This window comes from Microvirga roseola, from assembly GCF_020866965.1.
Taxonomy (GTDB): Bacteria; Pseudomonadota; Alphaproteobacteria; order Rhizobiales; family Beijerinckiaceae; genus Microvirga; species Microvirga roseola.
Map to the genome: position 1 here is coordinate 60228 of NZ_JAJATX010000001.1, position 21187 is coordinate 81414.

The 21187-nt window shown below is 66.2% G+C and carries 16 protein-coding genes; 9 read left to right on the plus strand and 7 right to left on the minus strand.

Features of this window, described 5'->3' with window-relative positions:
• Nucleotides 1-21 precede the first annotated feature (21 nt).
• The 9 genes from ihfB to LG661_RS00360 all read left to right on the plus strand — a co-directional run bounded on the left by ihfB (nt 22) and on the right by LG661_RS00360 (nt 7317).
• Nucleotides 22-336, plus strand: a complete 315-nt coding sequence (gene ihfB / locus LG661_RS00320) for an integration host factor subunit beta (RefSeq protein ID WP_230529857.1) — start codon at nt 22-24, stop codon at nt 334-336.
• A 15-nt stretch (nt 337-351) separates the two neighbouring features.
• Nucleotides 352-702: a lipopolysaccharide assembly protein LapA domain-containing protein gene (locus LG661_RS00325; protein WP_230529858.1), complete on the plus strand. Its 351-nt coding sequence runs from the start codon at nt 352-354 to the stop codon at nt 700-702.
• A gap of 58 nt (nt 703-760) precedes the next feature.
• Nucleotides 761-1708, plus strand: a complete 948-nt coding sequence (gene lhpI, locus LG661_RS00330; protein WP_230529859.1) for a bifunctional Delta(1)-pyrroline-2-carboxylate/Delta(1)-piperideine-2-carboxylate reductase — start codon at nt 761-763, stop codon at nt 1706-1708.
• A 9-nt stretch (nt 1709-1717) separates the two neighbouring features.
• On the plus strand, nt 1718-2380 hold the full coding sequence (locus LG661_RS00335) for a phosphoribosylanthranilate isomerase (protein WP_230529860.1): 663 nt from the start codon (nt 1718-1720) through the stop codon (nt 2378-2380).
• Between the two features lie 12 nt (nt 2381-2392).
• Nucleotides 2393-3613 (plus strand): tryptophan synthase subunit beta, encoded by a 1221-nt coding sequence (trpB, locus tag LG661_RS00340; RefSeq protein ID WP_230529861.1) that lies wholly within the window; start codon nt 2393-2395, stop codon nt 3611-3613.
• Nucleotides 3614-3654: 41 nt separating this feature from the next.
• Nucleotides 3655-4494, plus strand: coding sequence for a tryptophan synthase subunit alpha (gene trpA, locus LG661_RS00345; RefSeq protein WP_230529862.1), 840 nt, complete (start codon nt 3655-3657; stop codon nt 4492-4494).
• Between the two features lie 151 nt (nt 4495-4645).
• On the plus strand, nt 4646-5545 hold the full coding sequence (gene accD, locus LG661_RS00350) for an acetyl-CoA carboxylase, carboxyltransferase subunit beta (RefSeq protein ID WP_230529863.1): 900 nt from the start codon (nt 4646-4648) through the stop codon (nt 5543-5545).
• A 16-nt stretch (nt 5546-5561) separates the two neighbouring features.
• Nucleotides 5562-6887, plus strand: a complete 1326-nt coding sequence (locus LG661_RS00355) for a bifunctional folylpolyglutamate synthase/dihydrofolate synthase (RefSeq protein ID WP_230529864.1) — start codon at nt 5562-5564, stop codon at nt 6885-6887.
• 157 nt (nt 6888-7044) lie between these two features.
• The gene (locus tag LG661_RS00360; protein ID WP_230529865.1) at nt 7045-7317 is read left to right on the plus strand and encodes a DUF4242 domain-containing protein; all 273 of its coding nucleotides are present in this window, start codon (nt 7045-7047) and stop codon (nt 7315-7317) included.
• A gap of 57 nt (nt 7318-7374) precedes the next feature.
• Here LG661_RS00360 and trxA read toward each other — a convergent pair whose 3' ends face one another.
• The 7 genes from trxA to ahcY form a co-directional block, all read right to left on the minus strand.
• The gene (trxA, locus tag LG661_RS00365; RefSeq protein ID WP_230530065.1) at nt 7375-7695 is read right to left on the minus strand and encodes a thioredoxin; all 321 of its coding nucleotides are present in this window, start codon (nt 7693-7695) and stop codon (nt 7375-7377) included.
• Between the two features lie 102 nt (nt 7696-7797).
• Nucleotides 7798-11232 carry a double-strand break repair helicase AddA gene (gene addA / locus LG661_RS00370; RefSeq protein ID WP_230529866.1) on the minus strand — a complete coding sequence of 1145 codons (3435 nt, stop codon included), beginning with the start codon at nt 11230-11232 and terminating at the stop codon, nt 7798-7800.
• Entirely contained in the window at nt 11229-14393 is a 3165-nt protein-coding gene (gene addB / locus LG661_RS00375) for a double-strand break repair protein AddB (RefSeq protein WP_230529867.1), read from the minus strand. The genes addA and addB overlap by 4 nt, the downstream gene beginning before the upstream one ends.
• A gap of 6 nt (nt 14394-14399) precedes the next feature.
• Entirely contained in the window at nt 14400-15134 is a 735-nt protein-coding gene (locus LG661_RS00380) for a nucleotidyltransferase family protein (RefSeq protein ID WP_230529868.1), read from the minus strand.
• Between the two features lie 10 nt (nt 15135-15144).
• Nucleotides 15145-16710, minus strand: coding sequence for a tRNA (adenosine(37)-N6)-threonylcarbamoyltransferase complex ATPase subunit type 1 TsaE (gene tsaE, locus LG661_RS00385; RefSeq protein WP_230529869.1), 1566 nt, complete (start codon nt 16708-16710; stop codon nt 15145-15147).
• A gap of 28 nt (nt 16711-16738) precedes the next feature.
• Nucleotides 16739-19360 carry a PAS domain-containing sensor histidine kinase gene (locus LG661_RS00390; protein WP_230529870.1) on the minus strand — a complete coding sequence of 874 codons (2622 nt, stop codon included), beginning with the start codon at nt 19358-19360 and terminating at the stop codon, nt 16739-16741.
• A gap of 303 nt (nt 19361-19663) precedes the next feature.
• Entirely contained in the window at nt 19664-21064 is a 1401-nt protein-coding gene (ahcY, locus tag LG661_RS00395) for an adenosylhomocysteinase (RefSeq protein WP_230529871.1), read from the minus strand.
• Nucleotides 21065-21187 lie beyond the last annotated feature (123 nt).

Below are 21187 nucleotides of genomic sequence, written 5' to 3' on the forward strand. Positions count from 1 at the left end.
TGCCAAACATATAGCCGTTCCATGATAAAATCCGAACTCGTGCTCAAGATCGCTGAGCAGAACCCGCATTTGTATCAGCGCGACGTGGAGAAGATCGTGAATGCGATCCTCGACACCATCGCCGATGCCCTCGCCCGGGGCGACCGGGTGGAGTTGCGCGGCTTCGGCGCCTTTTCGGTCAAGAAGCGGGATGCCCGCACGGGCCGCAACCCACGCACGGGTGAATCCGTTTCCATTTCCGAAAAGGTCGTTCCCGTCTTCAAGACGGGCAAGGAAATGCGTCAGCGGCTCAATACAGCCCCGCCCAAGGTGCTCAAGGCCGCCGCTGCACAGTAAACAGACGAGGTGTTCGTGATTCGGTTCCTGAAGGCGCTCATCCTCCTGCCGGTCGCCATCATCGTGGTCCTGCTCGCAGTCGCGAACCGCGCGCCCGTGACCCTGTCGCTCGACCCGTTCTCGCAGGAGGCGCCGGAGTTTTCGGCGCAGATTCCCCTCTTCCTCGTGATCTTCGCAGCCGTCATGGTGGGCGTAGTGATCGGTGGGGTCGCGACATGGCTTGCCCAGAGCAAGAACCGCCGCAAGCGCCGCCATCTCCGTCGGGAGGCGAACACCCTGCGCCACGAGACCGAGCGCCTGCGCGCCCAGCAGCAGGCGAACGCTACGCTGCCCGCCCTGCCGTCCACGCAAGCTTCCCGGATCTGAGCGCCTCGGAAGGCGGCGAGCCGCTTCCCGGCCGGATCGCGCCGCCAGAGAGTGTTCCATGCGCGTCATTACCTCCGCCGAGATCGACCGGGTTCTCACCTTTCCAGCCCTGATCGACGCTCTCTCCGAGGCCTTTCGGGGCGATATCGTCACGCCAATCCGTCACCATCACGAGATCGAGCGTCATGGGGCCGACGGCACGCTCCTGCTCATGCCGGCCTGGACCGGTCCGGCCACGGCGGACGGCTTCGTCGGCGTGAAGATCGTCTCCGTCTTCCCAGACAATGGCGCCAAAAACCTTCCGAGCGTGCTTGGGACCTATCTCCTCATGAAGGGCGAGACGGGGGAGCCCGTGGCTGCCCTCGACGGCACGCGCCTGACGGTCTGGCGCACGGCCGCCGCCTCGGCGCTGGCGGCGCGTTTCCTGGCTCGCGAGGATTCCAGCCGCATGGTCATGGTGGGATCGGGCGCTCTCGCACCCTTTCTCATCCGCGCCCATATGAGCCAGCGCCCCATCCGCGAGGTGGCGCTTTGGAACCACCACCCCGAGAAGGCGGAAAGCGTAGCTGCGGAGCTGAGGGCTCAAGGACTGCCCGTGACGGCGGTGGCGGATCTGGAAAGCGCCGTGCGGGAGGCCGACCTCATCTCCTGCGCCACGCTCTCGACAGCCCCGATCGTCAAGGGCGGCTGGCTGAAGGAGGGCGCGCATCTCGATCTAGTCGGCGCCTTCAACATGAAGATGCGCGAGGCCGACGACGAGGCGCTGCGCCGCTCGCTCGTCTATATCGACACCCCGGCGGCGAAGACCGAAGGCGGCGACGTGGCCGTCTCCCTGCACAAGAGCGCAATCCCGGAAGGCCATATCCGGGGCACCCTGACGGATCTGTGCAAGAGCCCGCCCCATCGGGGGCAAGAGGCCGTGACGGTCTTCAAGTCCGTCGGCGCGGCACTTGAGGATCTGGCTGCGGCGATGCTGGTATGGCGTCTCCTGGCCAAAACGTCATAAAGTCGGCCCATGGACAATTGGATCAAGATCTGCGGGCTCTCGACGCCCGAAACCCTCGATGCTGCGCTGGAAGCCGGCGCGGATGTGGTGGGTTTCGTGCGCTTCCCCAAGAGTCCGCGCCATGTGAGCCTCGACCTCGGGCACCGGCTGTCCCGGCAGGCGAAGGGGCGCGCCCGGCGTGCGGTCCTGCTGGTCGATGCGGACGACGAGGCCATCGCCCAGGCTGTCGAGGCGCTCAATCCCGACCTGCTGCAACTGCATGGGCACGAGACCCCGGAGCGCGTCGCTGCGATCAGGGAGAGTTTCGGCCGCCCGGTCATGAAGGCCGTCGGCATTGCGGAGGCCTCCGATCTTGATGCTCTCGCAACCTATACCGGCGGAGTCGAACACATCCTGCTCGATGCCAAGCCGCCCCGCCATCCCGAGGCTCTGCCCGGCGGCAACGGGCTCTCTTTCGACTGGCGACTCCTGAACGGGCTTGACCCCCAGCTTTCCTTCATGCTGTCAGGAGGGCTCACCCCCGCCAACGTGGCGGAGGCCATCAGGCTCACGAGGCCGAGGGCCGTCGATGTGTCGTCGGGAGTGGAAAGCGGGCCGGGGATCAAGGACCCGGCCAGGATCGAGGCTTTCGTCAAGGCAGCCCGGGCGGCGTTTGCCGTTCCCAACCCCTAAGGCAGGACAGGCGTGTCAGCTCAAGCTCAACCCAATTCCTTCCGCACCGGCCCCGACGAGCGCGGGCATTTCGGCCAATTCGGCGGCCGCTTCGTCGCCGAGACCCTGATGCCGAACATCCTGGAGCTGGAGAAGGCCTATGACGAGGCCAAGAACGATCCCGCCTTCCACGCCGAGATGGCCTATTTCTCGACCCATTACATCGGCCGGCCGAGCCCGCTCTATTTCGCGGAGCGCATGACCGAGCATCTCGGCGGGGCCAAGATCTACTTCAAGCGCGAAGAGCTGAACCACACCGGCGCGCACAAGGTGAACAATGTGCTCGGCCAGATCCTTCTCGCCCGCCGTATGGGCAAGAAGCGCATCATCGCCGAGACGGGAGCGGGCCAGCACGGCGTCGCCACCGCCACCCTCTGCGCCCGCTTCGGGCTCGAATGCATCGTCTATATGGGCGCGGTCGATGTGGAGCGGCAGAAGCCCAACGTCTTCCGCATGAACATGCTGGGGGCCAAGGTCGTGCCCGTGCAGTCCGGCACCAGGACCCTGAAGGACGCCATGAACGAGGCCCTGCGCGACTGGGTCACGAACGTCGCCGACACCTTCTACTGCATCGGCACGGTGGCGGGGCCGCATCCCTATCCGGCCATGGTGCGCGATTTCCAGGCTGTGATCGGCGAGGAGACCCGCAAGCAGATGATGGAGGCGGAAGGCCGCCTGCCGGATTCGCTCGTCGCCTGCATCGGCGGCGGCTCCAACGCCATCGGCCTGTTTCACCCGTTCCTCGACGACAAGGACGTGGAAATCTACGGCATCGAGGCCGCAGGCCACGGGCTGTCGAACCTCCACGCGGCCTCACTGTCGGGCGGACGTCCCGGCGTGCTCCACGGCAACCGCACCTACCTCCTCATGAACGAGGACGGGCAGATCGCGGATGCCCACTCGATCTCGGCCGGCCTCGACTATCCGGGAATCGGCCCGGAGCATGCCTGGCTGCACGAAATGGGCCGGGTGCAGTACATCTCCGCAACGGATGACGAGGCGTTGGAGGCGTTCCAGCTCTGCTCCAAGCTCGAGGGTATTCTCCCGGCGCTGGAGCCGAGCCATGCGCTCGCCAAGGTGATGGAACTCGCCCCGCAGAAGTCCAAGGATCACCTGATGGTGGTCAACATCAGCGGCCGCGGCGACAAGGACCTGTTCACGATCGCCGAGCACCTGAAGCAGGACATTGCCTGAACGTTTCCCTGTTCCCTCTTCTCCATGCTATGGGAGCGCCCATGATCCAGCGCATCGAAGCCCGTTTTGAGAAATGCCATGCGGAAGGCCGCGCCGCCCTCGTCACCTATGTGATGGCGGGCGATCCCGACCCTGAAACTTCGCTCGAGATCCTCAAGAGCCTGCCCGGGGCCGGAGCCGACATCGTCGAGTTCGGTCTGCCCTTCACCGATCCCATGGCCGACGGTCCGGCGATCCAGGCGGCGGGCTTACGGGCGCTGAAAGTTGGCCAGGACACGGCGAAGACCCTCGATCTCATCCGCCGCTTCCGGGCGGAGGACGCCGAGACGCCCGTGATCCTCATGGGCTACTTCAACCCGATCTTCGTCTACGGCGTCGACCGATTTCTTGCGGATGCCAAGGAAGCCGGAGTCGACGGCCTGATCGTGGTCGATCTGCCGCCAGAAGAGGATGACGAGCTGTGCCTGCCGGCGCTCAGGGCAGGCCTTGCCTTCATCCGGCTCGCCACCCCGACCACGGACGACAAGCGCCTGCCGGCGGTGCTCGCCAACACGGCGGGGTTCGTTTATTACGTTTCTATCACCGGCATCACGGGGGCGGCGACCCCGGATTTCGGCAAGGTCGCGGCGGCCGTGGAGCGGATCAAGCGCCATACGTCCCTGCCGGTGGTGGTGGGCTTCGGCGTGAAGAGCGGGGCACATGCGGCGGCGGTGGCGCAGGGGGCCGACGGCATCGTGGTGGGCTCGGCGCTCATCGACGCGCTGAAAGGCACCCTCGACGATCAGGACCGCGCCACCTCGCGCACGGTCGAGGCCGTCACCACATTGGTAAGGGAATTGAGCCAAGGCGTGCGCTCGGTCACGAAGCGCGCGGCGGCTTGAGAGAACAATTGGCCTCATCCCGAGGAGCCGCGTCAGCGGCGTCTCGAAGGATGATCCAGCGGGCACGGGAGACGCCCTCGTCCTTCGAGACGGCCTTTCAGGCCTCCTCAGGATGAGGGCTCGGGTTGTGCCTCTGAAAAGGAAGTAAGCGATGAACTGGATTTCCGAAGTCGTCCGTCCGAAGATCAAGACGCTCTTCAAGCGCGAGACGCCGGACAATCTCTGGATCAAGTGCCCGGATACCGGGCAGGTGGTCTTCCACAAGGATGTGGAAGCGAACCAGTGGGTCATTCCCGGTTCCAACCACCACATGCGGATTTCCGCCACCCAGCGCCTGCAGCTCATGTTCGACGGCAGCACCTGGATCGATGTGGCCCTGCCGGAAGTCGCTCCTGACCCGCTCAAGTTTCGGGACAGCAAGCGTTACATCGACCGCCTGAAGGACGCACGTACCCAGACCGGATTGCAGGATGCCTTCAAGATTGGCTACGGCCGCGTCGAAGATATGCCGATGACGATCGCCGTGCAGGATCTCGGCTTTATCACTGGTTCGCTCGGCACGGCGGCCGGCGAGGCTTTCATCAAGGGAGCTGAAACTGCCGTCGAGAAGCAGACGCCTTACGTGGTCTTTACAGCCTCCGGCGGCGCGCGCATGCAGGAGGGCATACTCTCCCTCATGCAGATGCCCCGCACCACGATAGCCGTCCGCCGTCTGCGCGACGCGAAGCTGCCCTACATTGTCGTTCTCACCAACCCGACCACAGGCGGCGTGACGGCGTCCTACGCCATGCTCGGCGACGTGCATCTGGCCGAGCCCGGCGCGCTCATCGGCTTTGCGGGTCCCCGCGTGATCGAGCAGACGATCCGCGAGAAGCTGCCCGACGGCTTCCAGCGCTCCGAGTACCTGAAGGATCACGGCATGGTGGACATGGTCGTGCATCGCCACGACCTGAAGCCTATCATTGCGCGCCTCTCTCGCCTTTTCATGAAGGCTCCGGCTCCGGCCGTAACCGCGCCGGTGACGACCGAAGTGGCGGCCGCGGCCGAGTAAGTTCGAGAGCAGGGCGATGGATTCCTCCGATGCGCTGATCGCGCGCTTTCTCGCCCTGCACCCGAAGACCATTGATCTCTCGCTCGGGCGCATCCAGCGGCTGCTCGCCCAGCTCGGACATCCCGAGCGACGCCTGCCGCCCACGATCCATGTGGCGGGCACCAACGGCAAGGGATCCACTATCGCCTTCATGCGGGCGATCCTGGAAAGCGCGGGGCTTGCCGTCCACGTCTATACCTCGCCCCATCTCGTGCGCTTTCACGAGCGCATCCGCCTCGGCCGCTTCGGCGGCGGGCAATACGTGACCGAGGACAGGCTGGTCGAGGCCCTCCGGCGCTGCGAGGCGGTGAACGGGGGCGAGCCCATCACGGTCTTCGAGATCACCACCGCTGCTGCCCTGCTGATCTTCGCAGAGGAGCCTGCGGACGTCCTCCTGCTCGAAGTCGGGCTCGGGGGGCGCTTCGACGCGACAAATGTCATCGACCGCCCCGCTGCCGCCGTCGTCACCTCCATCGGACACGACCACGCGGAATATCTCGGCACGACCCTGCCGGCCATCGCGGGCGAGAAGGCGGGCATCTTCAAGCGCGGCTGCCCGGCCGTAATTGCGCCGCAGGATTATATCGAGGCCGACCAGACCCTCTATGACGCGGCCGAGCGCATCGGCGCCTCGCCGATTCTCGTAGGCAAGCAGGACTTCTCCATCCATGAGGAGGGCGGGCGGCTCGTCTATCAGGACGAGCAGGGCCTGCTCGACCTGCCGCGCCCCAAGCTCGCGGGCCGCCACCAGTTCATCAACGCGGGCACCGCCATCGCCGCGCTGCGCGCCGCCGGTTTCGAGCATTTCGAGACGTCGGCCTTCGAGACGGGGCTTGCCCGCGCCGAATGGCCCGGCCGACTCCAGCGCCTCTCAAAGGGTCGTCTGCCGGAGGTTGCGCCTCCCGGCTGCGAGCTATGGCTCGACGGCGGACACAACGTGGATGGCGGCCGGGTGCTCGCTGCCGCCATGGCGGACCAGAGCGAGCGTTCGGACACGCCTCTCGTGCTCATCACCGGCATGCTCGGCACCAAGGATTCCGGGGCGTTCTTCAAGAACTTTGCGGGCTTGGCCCGGGAAGTGATCGCGGTTCCCATCGCGGGCCAGATCGCGGCGCGCCCCGCGGAGGAGGTGGCCGCCATCGCCGCAGGCGTCGGTCTCACCGCTTCGACCGCTGCAAGCGTCGAATCGGCCCTCGCCTCGCTGCACGACTATGTCTGGGATCGCCCGCCCCGGGTGCTCATCTGCGGCTCGCTTTATCTGGCCGGCGAGGTCCTGGCGGCCAACGGCACGCTGCCGGAGTAGCGCAAGCCGACGGGCCCGCATGGCCGCAAGCTGCAGCAACTCTCGGCGCTGTAGCCCCTTTGAGCAGTTGCAACTGCGAGACCCCAAGCAGAACCTGATGCAGCCTGACTAAGGTCTGACTTGGAAACAGGGGCGCCGACGGATCGGCGAAAGGATCATGCCGCAGTTTGTGATCGAGCGAAACATGCCCGGAATCGGCAATGCGTCTCCCGAGGATCTCAAGGGGGCCTCCCAGACCTCGTGCGGCGTTCTCCGTGACCTTGGTCCCGAAATCCAATGGGTTCACAGCTACGTCACGGACGACAAGATCTACTGCATCTATCGTGCACCGAACGAAGACATGATCCGCGAGCACGCCCGAAGGGGCGGATTTCCAGCCGACAACATTTCCCAGGTCCGTTCGGTGATAGACCCCATGACGGCTGAATAGCAGGCCGGGTATGAAAAAGGGGCCGAGTGGCCCCTTCCAGTTCCGCCGTCGCTGAGATCAGGCCGAGGCCTGGATCCACTTGGTGAGCTCACCCTTGGGGGCGGCGCCGACCTTCTGGGCGACGACCTTGCCGTCCTTGAACATCATGAGCGCCGGAATCGAGCGGATGCCGAGCTGGGAGGAGATCTGCGGATTCTCGTCCACGTTGAGCTTCGCGATCTTCACTTTGCCTGCCATCTCGTCGGAAATCTCTTCCAGGGCCGGGCCGATCATGCGGCAGGGGCCGCACCATTCCGCCCAGAAATCGACCACGACGGGCTCGGAGGACTGCAGGACGTCCTGCGCGAAGCTTGCGTCAGTCACCTTCACGGTCGCCATCACATCACCTTTGACTTTCAAGCGCGACTCAATACGGAGCCGCTCGAGGGTAGGGCCAAGGTAAGAACCGGCCTTTCGGGAATCAAGCAAGGGAAATTTCCCTCACGCCGCTTTGATGAGGGAAAGAGCCGTTTCGAGTTCCGGTTCCATCAGCTCGTGAATCACGGGCCCGGAGGTCCAGATCAGGAAGGTGCGGATGCGCTTGTCCGGATAGATCTCCGACAGGAGCATCCGGTAGAGGGCAAGCTGGGCCACGTAGGATTGAGGCGGCGGCTGCCCGGGACGGGGAGGGCGGGCCGTCGTCTTGAAATCGGCGACCAGCACCTCGTCCTCCAGCACGGCGAGACGGTCGATCTGGCCGGACACCATGATCTCGCCGTCCACCGTCGTCACCCGCCCCGCAATCGGGGCCTCTGCCCGGGAGCCCGCGCCGAAGAGGGGCTTGAGATCCTTGTGATCGAGGACGCCCTGGGTATTCGCGATCACCGCTTCCGCGACGTCCTTCGACAGGCGCGGCGCGCGGGCCTTCACATAGGCGCGGGCCATGGCCTCCCGGTGCTCGGAAGTAAGCGCCGGCAGGCGCTCGAGCAGGGCATGGACCAGGGTGCCGCGAAGCCGCGCCTCGGGGGCATAAGGGCCGTCGCCTGGGCGGGTCATCCGCTCTGCCGCGCCTAGCGCGCTGGACGGCCTAATCGGGGGCAGGGGCTCGGGTTCCGGCATTACGGGAGCGAGGAGCCAGCCGGGGACGGCCAGGGGATCGAGGGGTGCCACCTCCGATTCAGCGGCAAGGGTGCGGGCAAGCGGCGAGCCCTCCCGCCAGACCGAGATCGGGCCGTAGGGGGCCTCGTCCAGTTCCAGGCCGCCCGCCTTGGCGACGAGGCCCTCCCGGATCATCTCGCACCAGGCTTCCTGCTTGGTCTCGTTGCCGCTCGTCCGATAGGGCGCGATCACCAGCCGGTCCTTGGCGCGGGTCATCGCCACATAGAGCAGCCGGTTGTGTTCCTCGTAGCCTTTGGCGTGCAGGCGCTCGCGTGCCGCCTCCATCACGCGCGAATCAGAATTCTTGCCCGAGGACCAGACGGGGATCTTCTCGCCCGTGGCGGTCTCCAGCTGCAGCAGCGGCGGGTCCTTGCCCAGCACCTCGCAGCCGTCGATAAGGACGACGATGGGAGCCTCCAACCCCTTGGCCCCGTGCACGGTCATCACGCGCACCTCGTCGTTCACCGAATCGAGATCGCGCTTGATGGTGTGCGAGGCGGATTCGAAACGGTTGAGGAAGACGGTGAGCGAGGGCGTCTCCGTCATCTCCGCCTGATGTGCGAAGCACAGGAACGCATCGATAGCGTCGCCGGCTTCGCTCCCCAGTCGCGCCACGAGCTGCGAGCGGCCGCCGCGCGGCCCGAGCAGGGTCGCGAAGAAGCCGAAGGGGCCATGGATGCGGGTAAGGTCGCGCCATGCCTCCAGCGCTTCGCAGCCGCGCTTTGCCTTCGCGTCGCCGGCCTCTGCGTGGCGCTCCAGCGCCGCATGGAGCGATTCGTCGTCCGCGCGGCCGGCAGCGATGCGGATGAGATCGTCGTCGGTGAGGCCGACGAGGGGGGATTTCAGCGCCGTCGCGAGCGTCAGGTCATCGTCGGGCAGGAGCGCCGAGCGGCCCGCCGCCACAAGGTCGAGCACGGCGATGTGCTCGCCGATATTGAGCCGGTCCGCGCCCGCCACCGGCACGCCTGCCTCCTTCAACGCACGGATGGCCGCTTCGAAAGCCGCCCCGCGCTTTCGCACCAGCACGAGCACGTCGCCGGCCTTCCAGATGCGACCCGTCTCGTCGCCCTTGCTGGTCCAGCATTTCACGGCCTGCGCGATGCGCCGCGCCACGACGACGGGCGGGGATTGCTGCTCGGCCTCGTCGATGGGCAGGACCCAGGCTTCGGTCTCCTCTTCCTCGGCAGGAATCTCTACCGGCCACAACTCGACGAGGCCCGGCGCATGAGGCCGTGCGCTCTCGTGCACGGTGCCGATGGCCTTGTCCTCGAAGGACAGGCCCTTGAAGTTCCGGTCGAGCGCGAAGGTCGCGTCCACGGCCGAGAGAACCGCTTTGCCTGAGCGGAAGGACATGGTGAGAGAGACGTCCTCGAAGGCGAGTTCCGCCTCGCGCACCTTCTGCGACCAGCTCCTGCGGGTCTGCTCGAATTCCTGCGGGGCAGCGCCCTGGAAGCCATAGATCGACTGCTTGGGATCGCCCACTGCGAAGAGCGTGCGCACGCGGTGGGCTGCCGCGCCTGCGCCTGCGGTGAAATCCTCGGTGATCTTGCGCAGGATCTCCCACTGCTCCGGATTCGTGTCCTGAGCCTCGTCGATGAGCACATGGTCGATGCCGCGATCGAGCTTGTAGAGCACCCAGGCCGTGTCGCCGCGGGAGAGCAGCGCCAGCGTCTTGTCGATGAGGTCCTGGAAGTCGAGTGCACCGAGGCGCATTTTCTGGTGCTCGACGCGTGCATGAATTTCGCTCGCGAGCGTGAACAAAGCCTCCGTGCGCTCGAAGGCGCGTGCGGCCTTGCGCCTGTCGATGAGAGAGCAGACGCGGTCCTGCTCGCGCAGCAGTTCGTCCTTCAGGCTCTCGTTGACATCCTTCGTGAGAAAGGCCGAACCCTTGCGCGGCGTTCCGCCGTCCGTGAGGAAGACCGAGAGATAATGTTCGAGCTTGTCGGCGATTTCTCCGGCTTCGGCCGCTGCAATGAGGGATGCGGCCCGCTTCTGGTCGGTTGTTTTTCCCCCTAGCAGCTCCTGCGCGATGGCAGGCCAGCTCTCAGGCCCGATCCCGCCTTCCAGCATCTCCCGCTCGATGCTCTCCAGCGTCTCACTGACCGACAGCCCCAGCTCCTTGCGCAGCTTCGCCGGGCCTTGCCGATCGTAAAGGAAGGCCTTGCAGCTCAAGGCCGACTTGAGGGCGGAGGTAAGCGCTTCGCCCGCCGCCTCGACGCTGATGATGTCGAGCGCTTCCTTGAGCTTCGGGGCAAGGCCGTTGGAGGCGTCCGCCAGCACATTGCCGGTCGCCTGCTCCAGCATCTCCTGCATCTGGCTCTCGTCGAGCACGGCGAAGCGCGCAGGCACATTGGCCTCGAAGGGCACGAGATGGAGGAGCCGCTCGCAGAAGGCGTGAATGGTGTCGATCTTCAACCCGCCCGGCGTCTCCACCGCGCGGGCGAAGAGGGTACGCGCAAGCTTCACCTGTTTCCGCGTCGGCCTCACGCCTTCGAGCTCGGTAAGTTCCTTGACGAGGCTCTCCTCGTCCAGCGTCACCCAGCGCCCCAGGCGCTCGAAGACGCGGATCGCCATGTTGGCGGCAGCGGCCTTGGTGAAGGTGAGGCACAGGATCCGGCCAGGCAGCGAGCCTGCGAGCAGCAGGCGCACGACGCGGTCGGTGAGAACCTTGGTCTTGCCCGCGCCCGCATTGGCCGACACCCAGGCCGAAGCGCGCGGATTGGCGGCGCGGCGCTGCGCCTCCTTCGTATAATCCGGAATGACGAGATCGGTGCTCATTCGGATTCCCCGCCGGTTCCTGCGCTCGCCAGCGACCATTCCTTGACGCGCGCCAGATGATCGTATTCGGAGAAGCGGCGCGCATATTTCGGGAAAGGCCGCGAGACGTAAGCCGCCTCTCCTTTCGCGAAGCGCGCGATCATGCCTTCGAAACGCCTGCGGTGCTCCTCGACGATTTCAGCGACCGTGCGCTCCTCGTCACGCCCCGGCTTGATCTCGCGCGGTGTGAGGGGATCGCGCCCGCCGGTGGTGTGGATGTAGATCAGGTCCGGCGTTTCCTTCGCATTGGGAATATCCTTGAAGGCTCCCTTCATCAGCATCATCGCCTCGAGCGTCAGCTGCGGCGAGAAGCCGGCATAGACCTCCTTCACGCCGGGGGGCTGGCCCGTCTTGAAATCGATGATGGCGAAGCCGCCGTCCCGCCGCTGCTCGATCCGGTCGGCGCGGGCGCGAAGGTTGAACACGGAGCCGTCAGGTAGCGGGATCGACAGACGGCCTAAGCGCTCCGCAAAGACTTCCGCAAGATCGGGACGGCGCTCCTGCTCCCAATTCACGAAGGCTGCGGCAAGCCTTTCGAAGCGCGGCCACCATTCGGCATAGAGCTCGGGATAGGTCTCGGCGATCTCCGTGAAGGCATCGGTGCCGAGCGCGAGCAGCTCCTCCAGCGCATGGGCGGGAACGGCCTTCGGGTATTTCTGCGCAAAGGTTCCGACCACGTCATGAATGATCGTGCCGCGATCCGCCGCGCCCGGCATGACGGCGATGGAATCGAGCGCATCGAGCTTGAGGATGTGGCGCGCGAAGATGGAATAGGGATCGCGCACCAGCGTCTCGATTTCCGTGACGCTCAAGGAACGCGGGAAGAGGACCGGGTCGGGCTTGGGGCGCGGGCGGGGCAGGGGCGGCGCGGGCTCCGGCATGTCGAGGGTGCGCGCAAGGCGGCGATAATACTCGCCCGCCTTCACCATGCGCCCCCACACATCCTTGCCTGCAAAGGCCTTCAGGCGCTGCAGGAACCGGGAGGGCACCATGGGCGATCCGTCCCGCTTGTGCGCGCGGGTGATCACCACATCATGAGTGCCCAGCGCCTGCACGAAATCGTGCGCCGTCTGGCCGATGCGCCGTTCCGGCGGCATCAGGCCGACGCGGGCGCGCATGGGCCGATTGAGGAAGGCGTCCGTCACGGTGCGCGGGGGCCATGTGCCTTCGTCCAGTCCGCCGAGCACCACCCGGTCGACGGAGAGGAGGCGCGCTTCCAGAAGGCCCAGGATCTTCAGGCGGCGATGGGTCGAGCGGGGCGAGGGGCTCAGTGTCCGCTGCTTGGCGAGCGCCGTGAAGAAGGTGGGGTAATCCACGAAGCGGCCTTCCAGCGGCTGCCCCTCCTCCTCGCGGATATCCGAGTTCTCGAGGTCGTCGAAGAGGGCGGCCAGCGCTTCTTGCGAGGGATCGCCCTCCGGCGCTTCGTCATCGGGCGCGGCGCAGAGCAGATCGGCGGTGCGGTGATGATGCTCGACCAGCGCCATGAGATCGATCTGGCCCTCGCCATGGGCAGCAGGGGTGAACGTTTCGAAGGCGGTGCCGAGGCGCTGGAGCAACTCGTCGGTGAGATCCCAGTCGGCTTCCGTCAGGCGCTTGCGGGGGCGCGGCGTGCGGTGATCCTTATCCGCGCGGCGGCTGGCGAGCGCAACGCGCATGCCCTGGATGCCGGGCGCGGGAGCGGGACCACGCAGCACGCCGATTTCGAGCACGCTCGCTGCGTGTTCGACTATCGCGCGGGGGAGGCCCAGGCGCACCAGCGGATGCGCGAGGAGCGCCAGCAGGCGCACGGGCCGCAAGTCGTCGGCCGCGGCTTCCGCCGCCAGCCGCGCCAGCCGCCCGGCGGGAGTGTTGGAGAGGGAAACGCCCGCTGAATCCTCGACGCTCACGCCCCAGCGGGCGAGCTCTGCAGAAACGCGTGCGGCGAGCGCCCGGTCGGGCGTCACGAGAGCTGCGGTCTTGTATGGATCGGCGAGCGTTTCGCGCAGGGCGATGGCGATGGCGAAGGCCTCCTCGCGCTCGTCCATAGCCTCCACGATGCACAGGCCCTCGCAGCCCTTTGCGCTCAGGGCCACGCGCTCGTCGGGCGCGATCAGCGCCCAGCGGTCGGTGGTGTCCGCCGGGCGCAGGGCCTCCGAGAGAAGGTGGTTGCGCGCCTTCGCGGCCTCCGGCAGGTCGCCGAGGATCGCGACCGCGGAGCGCGGGATGCGCAGGTGCCGGTCGATCAGACGACGAAGGGAGGCCTGCGGATGGCCGTGGACCGGATCGGTCTCGTCGTCCCCGACGCCGCCGATGGCGGACCAACTCTCCTCGTCCAGATCGGTATCGAGGCCGGGGAGCACGACGGCTCCCTTCGGCAGCCGCGCGATGACGCCCATGAGATTGGCGGTCGACGGCACGGAGCCGGTGGAGCCGGCCACGATCATCGGCTTGTCCGGACGTTCGCGGGCAAGACGCCTGGCCTCTGCCTCGATGAGCGCGACGCGGCGCTGCGCCGGGTCGCTCGCCTGACGCTCGGCGAGAATGTTGGGCCAGTTCTCGCTTGCAATCTGCACGAAATGGCGGGTGATGCGGAAATACTCGGAATAATCCGCATCCACCGCGAGTTCGAGGGCGTGCCAGTCGATGCCTTCCGTCGTGAAGGCGTCCATCAGCGTTTCGAGATCGCCTGCGAGATTGACCGCATCGGCCGGCGAGGCCGGGACCATGAAGGGCACGCCGGGGCCGAGCTGCAGGAGCGCACGGTCCACCTGAGCCGACCAGCGCTGCACGAGGCGGGTCAGGATGAGGCGGCGCTCCAGGGGCGGAATCGGAGGCCTCAGGCTCGCGGCTTCCTGGAGCGGCGTTCCCTCAAGCCCCGTCAGCTCGAATTCCGCCTCGTCGGTTTCGCCCAAGGGAACGATGCGCGGCAGAAGCTGCGCCTTCGCTCCCGCCTGTTCCGCAAGCAGCGCGATCAGGGCGCGCGTGGCGCGTCGCGTCGGGACATAGATCGTAATGTCGGCGAGGGCTGCGGGATCGTCGGGCAGCGGGCCGACGAGACGGCCGTCAAGCAGCGCATCCACGAGGGTCGGCAGAAAGGCGCATCCCGGAGGGATGGAGAAGACGTTCGGCGCTCCGCTCGACATGAAACCTCATCGCTTGCTGGCGGCAAGGCACTTTTCCGCCTCGGCGATTGCGTGAGGCTCTCCAACATGCAGCCATTGCCCCTCCAGGCACAAGCCGTAGAGCCGGTCCTTCGCAATGGCCCTGTCGTAGAAGGCGTTGGCCGAGAACGGTCCTTCCGGCGTGCCGGAGACGAGTTCCGGCTTCACGATGGCAACGCCCGCATAGACGAAAGAGGCGGAAGGGTCGGTCCCGCGGCGGCGCAGGCGGCCCTCGGGATCCTGATGAAAATCGCCGTATCCCTCGTAGCCGATACTTGTGGATAACGGCGCGACGAGCATGAGAATGTCCATCCGCTCCGGGTCCCAGGCGGTCACGAGGCGCCTGAGATTCGGCTCTCCCGCCTCGATCCATAGGGAATCGGAGTTGAAGGTGATGAACGGTCCATTCCCCAGGAGCGGCAGCGCCTTCTTCACGCCGCCGCCGGTTTCCAGAAGCTCATCGCGCTCGTCGGAGATGACGATGCGGGGCCTCGTGCGGCTCTTCAGGTGCGCTTCCAGCATGTCGGCGAAGTGGTGGGCGTTCACCACCACCTGCTCGATGCCAGCCTCATCCAGCCTGTTCAGGGCGAAGTCGATCAGGGTTTCGCCTGCGACCTTCACGAGGGGCTTCGGCATGGTGGACGTGATCGGCAGCATGCGCTTGCCCAGCCCTGCGGCGAGGATAATGGCGGTTCGGGGCGCACGCTCAGAGGGCTGGGACACGGGTTCTGACTCAGGATGACGGGGGATCTTCGCCCGCAGCCGCGACGAGGCCGGGGAGATAGGCCTTGTACCAGCCCTTGAGCCGGCTCAGGCTCGGATGGGCGAGATTGCGGGCGAGATAGGCTTCGATCCGCGGCAAGTGCTGCAGGTAATGCGGCTTGCCATCGCGCCGGTCGAGGCGCGCGAAGATGCCGAGGATCTTGGTGGCGCGCTGTGCGCCCATGATGGCGTAGGCGCGGGCAAAGTCCGCCACGTCGAAAGCGGGATCCGCCGCCTTACGCTCGCGCAGATAGAAGCCGATCAGCTTCAGTTCGAGTTCGGCCGGAACGGTTACCCGCGCATCCTGCAAGAGCGATGCGACGTCGTAGGCGGGAGAGCCCAGGACCGCATCCTGGAAGTCGATGAGGCCGACGCGGGCGAGGCCTTCCCTGTCCGGAAGCCAGATCAGGTTAGGGGAATGATAATCGCGCAGGACCCAGGTGGCCGGGCCGGCGGTGACCCCGTTCAGGGCTTCGGTCCAGATGTTGTTGAACTCGGCCCGTACCGAGCCCGAGAGTTGGGTGCCGACGATATGCGGCACGTACCATTCGAGGAGCAACTCCGCCTCGATCAGCAGGGCTTCGAGATCGTAGGGCGGAAGCGGGTGATCATATCCGTCCGCGACCGGCAGGACCTGGGGCAGGGTGGTCTCGTGCAGCCTGACGAGGAGCCTCGCCGCCTCGGCATAGCGCTCCGGGATAGGCCCGTTCTCGTCGGCGACAGGTTCGGATCCGAGATCCTCGATCAGCAGCAGGCCCGCATCCAGGTCTTCGCCGTAGATGCGCGGTGCGCTGAATCCCAAGGCGCGCAAGCCCTTGTCCATGGCGACAAAAGCGTGGACCGTCTCGGCGAGCTTCGCGATGGTTGTATAGGGCTTGCCCCGCCGGACCGGGGGACCGGGCGGGCGCGGGGGCGAGATCATCAGGAGGGCGGTCTCGCCATCCGGCTTCACGAGGCGCTCGTAGGAGCGGGTCACGGAGGCGTCGCCCGACATCGGCGTACGGACCGCATCCGTCCAGCCGCAGCGCTCCACGAGATTGCGGAAGGCCTTTAGGCGCAGAAGGCGGGATGCGAAGCGGCCGGTTCCGGTGAGGACGGCGATGCGCCCCTGCCCCGTGCCGCCGGGAGCGAAATCGAGCTGGATGTCGAGCCGCTCGGCCTTCAGGCCGTCCTCGGCGCGTTCCGGCCACTCGACGATGGCGACGGCCTTCTCCATCATCTCGTCCCAGCCCAGCTCCACCAGTTCGTAGCCGCCGGAGAGACGATAGAAGTCCGCATGCACGATGGGGCAGAGCGGGCTCTCATAGACCTGCATCAGGGTGAAGGTCGGGCTCGGAACCTCGAGGGCCGGGTCCCCTGCCAGGAGCCGCACGAGGGCGCGCGCCAGGGTCGTCTTGCCTGCGCCCAGCCCGCCCGAGAGCGTCACGAGGTCGCCGGGCTTGAGCTCCTCGGCCAGGATCCGCGCGAACTCCTCCATCGCTTCATGATCGGGAAGCGTGACGATCCATGCGGCCTGGAGGGCATCTTTCTCGGGCATGAGGGCCAATCCGTTCATCATCGCCGACCTACTCGGCTGCGATGGGAGTTAGCGCGCCGGGCGCGGATCGGCCATCCGAGGGCGATTCCATCCGCTCGTTCGGAAAGATGCAGGTGACCGTGGTGCCGAGTCCAGGGGCGGAGGACAGTTCGATGCGTCCGCCGTGCAGCTCCACGAAGGAGCGCACGATGGAAAGGCCGAGGCCCACGCCCCGGTGGCGGGTTCCGAGCGTGTGGCTCTCGAAGCGCTCGAAAATGCGGGCCTTAATTTCCGGCGGGATGCCGCGGCCCTGGTCCTTCACGGCGAAGATCACCTCGCCGTCCTTCTTGCGGGCCGAGACCCAGATGGACTGCCCCGGCGAGGAGAAGCCGACCGCATTGGAGAGCAGGTTGAACAGGATCTGGCGCACGCGCTTGCCGTCGGCGACGAAGGTGCCGATGTCGTCCGGCGCGTCGATGACGAGATTGAGCGACGACTCGGCCAGCCGGTCCTCGAGCCCGCGCATGGCGGCCTCGATGGTCGAGCGGATGTCCACGATCTCCGGGCTGAGCTCCAGGGAGCCGGTATCGATCGAGGCGAGATCGAGAATGTCGTTGAGGATCGCCAGCAGCGCGGTCGAGGAGCGCTTGATGTGGTCGGTGTAGTCGCGTTGGCGCGGGTTGAGCGGACCCACGGTCTCGTCGCCGAGAAGCTGCGAGAAGCCGATGATGGTGGTGAGTGGCGAGCGCAGCTCGTAGGAGACGTGGTGCACGAACTCGTCGCGCAGCCGCGACGCTCGTTCGAGCGCATCGTTGCGCTCGGTGAGCGCACGCTCCACGTTCACGCTCGCGGTTACGTCGGTGAAGCTCAAGAGCGTTGCGCCGTCCGGCAAGGGCTGCGCCGTGCAATCGAGGGCGGAGCCGTCGCGCCGTTCGATGCGGCAGGTGAGACCCATGCGCATATCGGCGAGCCCCGCAACCGCGCCTCGGAGATCGACCCAGGGCTCCTCCTGCGGCGCCAGAAGGCGGCAGGTTTTGATGACGGCGTCGATGTGGGGATGCTCGGCGGGCATGTCCGGAGGCAGATTCCACATCTCCGCGAAGGCGCGGTTGTGCAGCTTCAGGCGCCCGTCGGAGCCGAACACGGCCACGCCTTCCTTCAGCGTGTCGAGAGTCTCGCTCTGCACGCGGGTGAGCGAATTGACCTGCGATTCGAGCTCGAAGCGCTCGCTCACGTCGTCGAAGAGATAGGTCACGCCCCCCTGCGGATTGGGGTTGACGACCACGCGCAGCGTCCGGCGGTCGGGCAGGTGCCACCAGGTCTCCTGCGGATCGACCGTGCGGTAGCCGGACAGAACATCCGCCTTCCAGGCGCGGAAATCCGCCTGCTCGGGCAGCTTGCGCCCCGCGCGCAGGCGGTCGAGCACCTCGCTGTCCGTGGGACGCGAGCCGAGGAAAGCCGGGTCCAGGCCCCAGAGCTGCTGATAGGCGGCGTTGCTGAAGATGAGCTGCTGCGAGCCGTCGAAGATCGCCACCGCTGTGGGCAGCTGATCGAGAGTGCGCACATGGGCATCCATCTGCCGCTGCAGATCGGTCCGCACCGCCTCGAGCTCGGATACGTCGACCGCGATGCCGGCGCTGCCGCCGGTCGTCGGACGCTCGATCACGTCGAGGACGGCGCGCTGGCCCGCCACCACCGCCGTGACGCGGGCTGTGTAGGTCGCGCCGGCCCTGCGCTGGCGGATTGCCTCGGTGCGGGTCTGCTGGCTCAGGAGTTCGAGGGAACGGTTGATCGCATCGTCCAGGTCCACGGCCTCGACTGAGCGCAGATAGGCCTGGTTCGCCCACATGAGCCTGTCGTCGGCATCGCGGATCCAGAGAGGATAAGCGACATCGTCGAGGAGCATGGTCATGGAGCGCAGGTCGCTGCGCGCGAGGGCCAGATCCGCCCGTGCCCTGAGCAGCTCAGCCCGGTCGCCGGAGACCTCCCGCAGGCGCAGGATCGCCCGCCCGCCGATGGTCCGGCCCTCCACGTCGATGAACCGGCTGCCGACCGTCCTCGCGGTCAGGCGGAAGATCTCGCCGCGCTGCTTGAGCTGCTCCAGGGCGCTCTCCACGGTCGCGGCATCTCCCGGCGCGAGCCAGGTTCCGAAGGCGAGTGCGCGCTTGGCCGGCGCATTCTCGCCGACGATGGAGGGATCGCCCTCGAAGCGAGGCTCTCCTCCCCGCCCGTTCCAGCTCACGAGGAGCTGGCGCTCCGAGCCCATGAGAAGGGTGGCGAGATCGTCCGCGCCGCGAAGGGCGGCAATCTCGCTTCTCAAGGAGCGCTGGATCTGGGCGGAGCGCCGCTGCTCGCGCAGCAGCAGCAGGGCCGTCGTGGTCGAGAAGGCCACGAGGCCCATGAAGATGCCGGAATAGGCGGCGTCATGCAGGTCGAAGCCCGGCAGGATGGTGAGGTAATCGAGAGCCCTGTCGATGAGTGAAGAGGGGAATTCGGCTGCCAGCGCCGGCTGGGACACCCCCGCGAGCAAGGCCAGGGCGACAGGCGCACGGAGGAGGTCGGAGAAACGGTTCGTCTCCCCCCTTGCCCTGTCCTGGTGCTCTTCTTGCCCGGCCATGCCGCGCCGCCCCTTCACTGATTTGCAGCCCGCTGCCGGGCCGCGCTCGTCCATCTCCAGTCACGCCTTCCGGCGCACAGAGGTGACCCCGCTTGATCCTGAACGGAACTGCCGGCGCGGTCACGACCAACCGATACAGCCGGTAGATTCGGGCACACTCTAGACCAGCGTCGACTCCGCCAGGAAGAGGGTTAACGCCGGCTTAATTCTCCTTTGGAGAAGCTGTGAGCAATTCGTCGGGTCCTATTGCATTCGCGACACACACATGCCGCTGGGGCAGGACTCTCCGAGTCGCGGAATCCCGATATGAAAAAGCCCGGCAGTGCCGGGCTTTCGATGTCCTGAACAGGTCCGGGATCAGTAGCGGTAATGATCCGGCTTGAACGGGCCCTGCGGCGACACGCCGATATAGGAGGCCTGATCGGGGCGCAGCGTGGTGAGCTTCACGCCGATCTTCTCGAGGTGCAGCATCGCGACCTTCTCGTCCAGGTGCTTGGGCAGGGTGTAAACCTTGCGCTCGTACTTGCCCTGGTTGGTGAAGAGCTCGATCTGCGCCAGAGTCTGGTTCGTGAACGAGGCCGACATCACGAAGGACGGGTGGCCCATGGCGTTGCCGAGGTTCACGAGGCGGCCTTCCGAGAGCAGGATGATGCGGTGCCCGTCGGCGAACTCGATCTCGTCCACCTGCGGCTTGATGTTGGTCCACTTGAGGTTCTTGAGGCCCGCGACCTGAATCTCATTGTCGAAGTGGCCGATGTTGCAGACGATCGCCCGGTCCTTCATCGCCCGCATGTGGTCGAGGGTGATGACGTCCTTGTTGCCGGTGGCGGTGACGAAGATGTCGGCGCGGGGAGCCGCGTCTTCCATCGTCGTGACCTCATAGCCTTCCATGGCGGCCTGAAGGGCGCAGATCGGATCGACCTCCGACACCAGCACGCGGCAGCCGGCCTGGCGCAGCGAAGCGGCCGAGCCCTTGCCCACGTCGCCGAAGCCGGCGACCATGGCGACCTTGCCGGCCATCATCACGTCGGTGCCGCGACGGATGCCGTCGACGAGCGACTCGCGGCAGCCATAGAGATTGTCGAACTTCGACTTCGTGACCGAGTCGTTGACGTTGATCGCCGGGAAGAGGAGCTTGCCCTCCTTCTCCATGATGTAGAGGCGGTGAACGCCCGTGGTGGTCTCTTCCGATACGCCCTTGATCGACTCGGCGAGACCGGCGAACCAGCCCTTCGGCTTCTCGGAGAGAAGGCGCCTGATGAGAGCGAAGAACACCTCTTCCTCTTCGGAACCCGGCTTGTCGAGGAAGGCGGTGTCGCCCTGCTCGGCGCGCAGGCCGAGATGCACCAGCATGGTCGCATCGCCGCCGTCGTCGAGGATCATGTTCGGCATGCCGCCGTCGTGCCAGTCGAACAGCTTGGCTGTGTAGTCCCAGTATTCCTTCAGGGTCTCGCCCTTATAGGCGAAGACCGGGATGCCGGCGGCGGCGATGGCCGCGGCGGCGTGGTCCTGGGTGGAATAGATGTTGCAGGACACCCAGCGGATGTCGGCGCCGAGAGCCCTAAGAGTCTCGATCAGCACTGCGGTCTGGATGGTCATGTGGAGCGAGCCGGCGATGCGGGCGCCCTTCAGAGGCTGCTTCGGGCCGTATTCCTCGCGGACGGCCATCAGGCCCGGCATCTCGGTCTCGGCAATCGAGATTTCCTTGCGGCCGAAATCGGCAAGGCCGATGTCTTTGACGATGTAATCCTGTGCCATGATGGCCTCTCTCTGCACCAGTTTGGGTGAATTGGCGCCGTCTCTACCAGAGAGCCGGGGAAGAGGCAATCAAGACATAAAGATGTCTTTATATGTTTCTCGCGTGTCCGGGCGAAGGGACGA

What these genes read in the sequence shown, in the direction of transcription:
- ihfB (WP_230529857.1), top strand. Translation starts at nt 22, where the DNA reads ATGATAAAATCCGAACTCGTGCTCAAGATCGCTGAGCAGAACCCGCAT.
- trxA (WP_230530065.1), bottom strand. Translation starts at nt 7,695, where the DNA reads ATGGCGACCGTGAAGGTGACTGACGCAAGCTTCGCGCAGGACGTCCTG.
- ahcY (WP_230529871.1), bottom strand. Translation starts at nt 21,064, where the DNA reads ATGGCACAGGATTACATCGTCAAAGACATCGGCCTTGCCGATTTCGGC.
- LG661_RS00390 (WP_230529870.1), bottom strand. Translation starts at nt 19,360, where the DNA reads ATGGACGAGCGCGGCCCGGCAGCGGGCTGCAAATCAGTGAAGGGGCGG.
- tsaE (WP_230529869.1), bottom strand. Translation starts at nt 16,710, where the DNA reads ATGCCCGAGAAAGATGCCCTCCAGGCCGCATGGATCGTCACGCTTCCC.
- addA (WP_230529866.1), bottom strand. Translation starts at nt 11,232, where the DNA reads ATGAGCACCGATCTCGTCATTCCGGATTATACGAAGGAGGCGCAGCGC.
- LG661_RS00355 (WP_230529864.1), top strand. Translation starts at nt 5,562, where the DNA reads ATGGATTCCTCCGATGCGCTGATCGCGCGCTTTCTCGCCCTGCACCCG.
- accD (WP_230529863.1), top strand. Translation starts at nt 4,646, where the DNA reads ATGAACTGGATTTCCGAAGTCGTCCGTCCGAAGATCAAGACGCTCTTC.
- trpA (WP_230529862.1), top strand. Translation starts at nt 3,655, where the DNA reads ATGATCCAGCGCATCGAAGCCCGTTTTGAGAAATGCCATGCGGAAGGC.
- addB (WP_230529867.1), bottom strand. Translation starts at nt 14,393, where the DNA reads ATGTCGAGCGGAGCGCCGAACGTCTTCTCCATCCCTCCGGGATGCGCC.
- LG661_RS00360 (WP_230529865.1), top strand. Translation starts at nt 7,045, where the DNA reads ATGCCGCAGTTTGTGATCGAGCGAAACATGCCCGGAATCGGCAATGCG.
- LG661_RS00335 (WP_230529860.1), top strand. Translation starts at nt 1,718, where the DNA reads ATGGACAATTGGATCAAGATCTGCGGGCTCTCGACGCCCGAAACCCTC.
- lhpI (WP_230529859.1), top strand. Translation starts at nt 761, where the DNA reads ATGCGCGTCATTACCTCCGCCGAGATCGACCGGGTTCTCACCTTTCCA.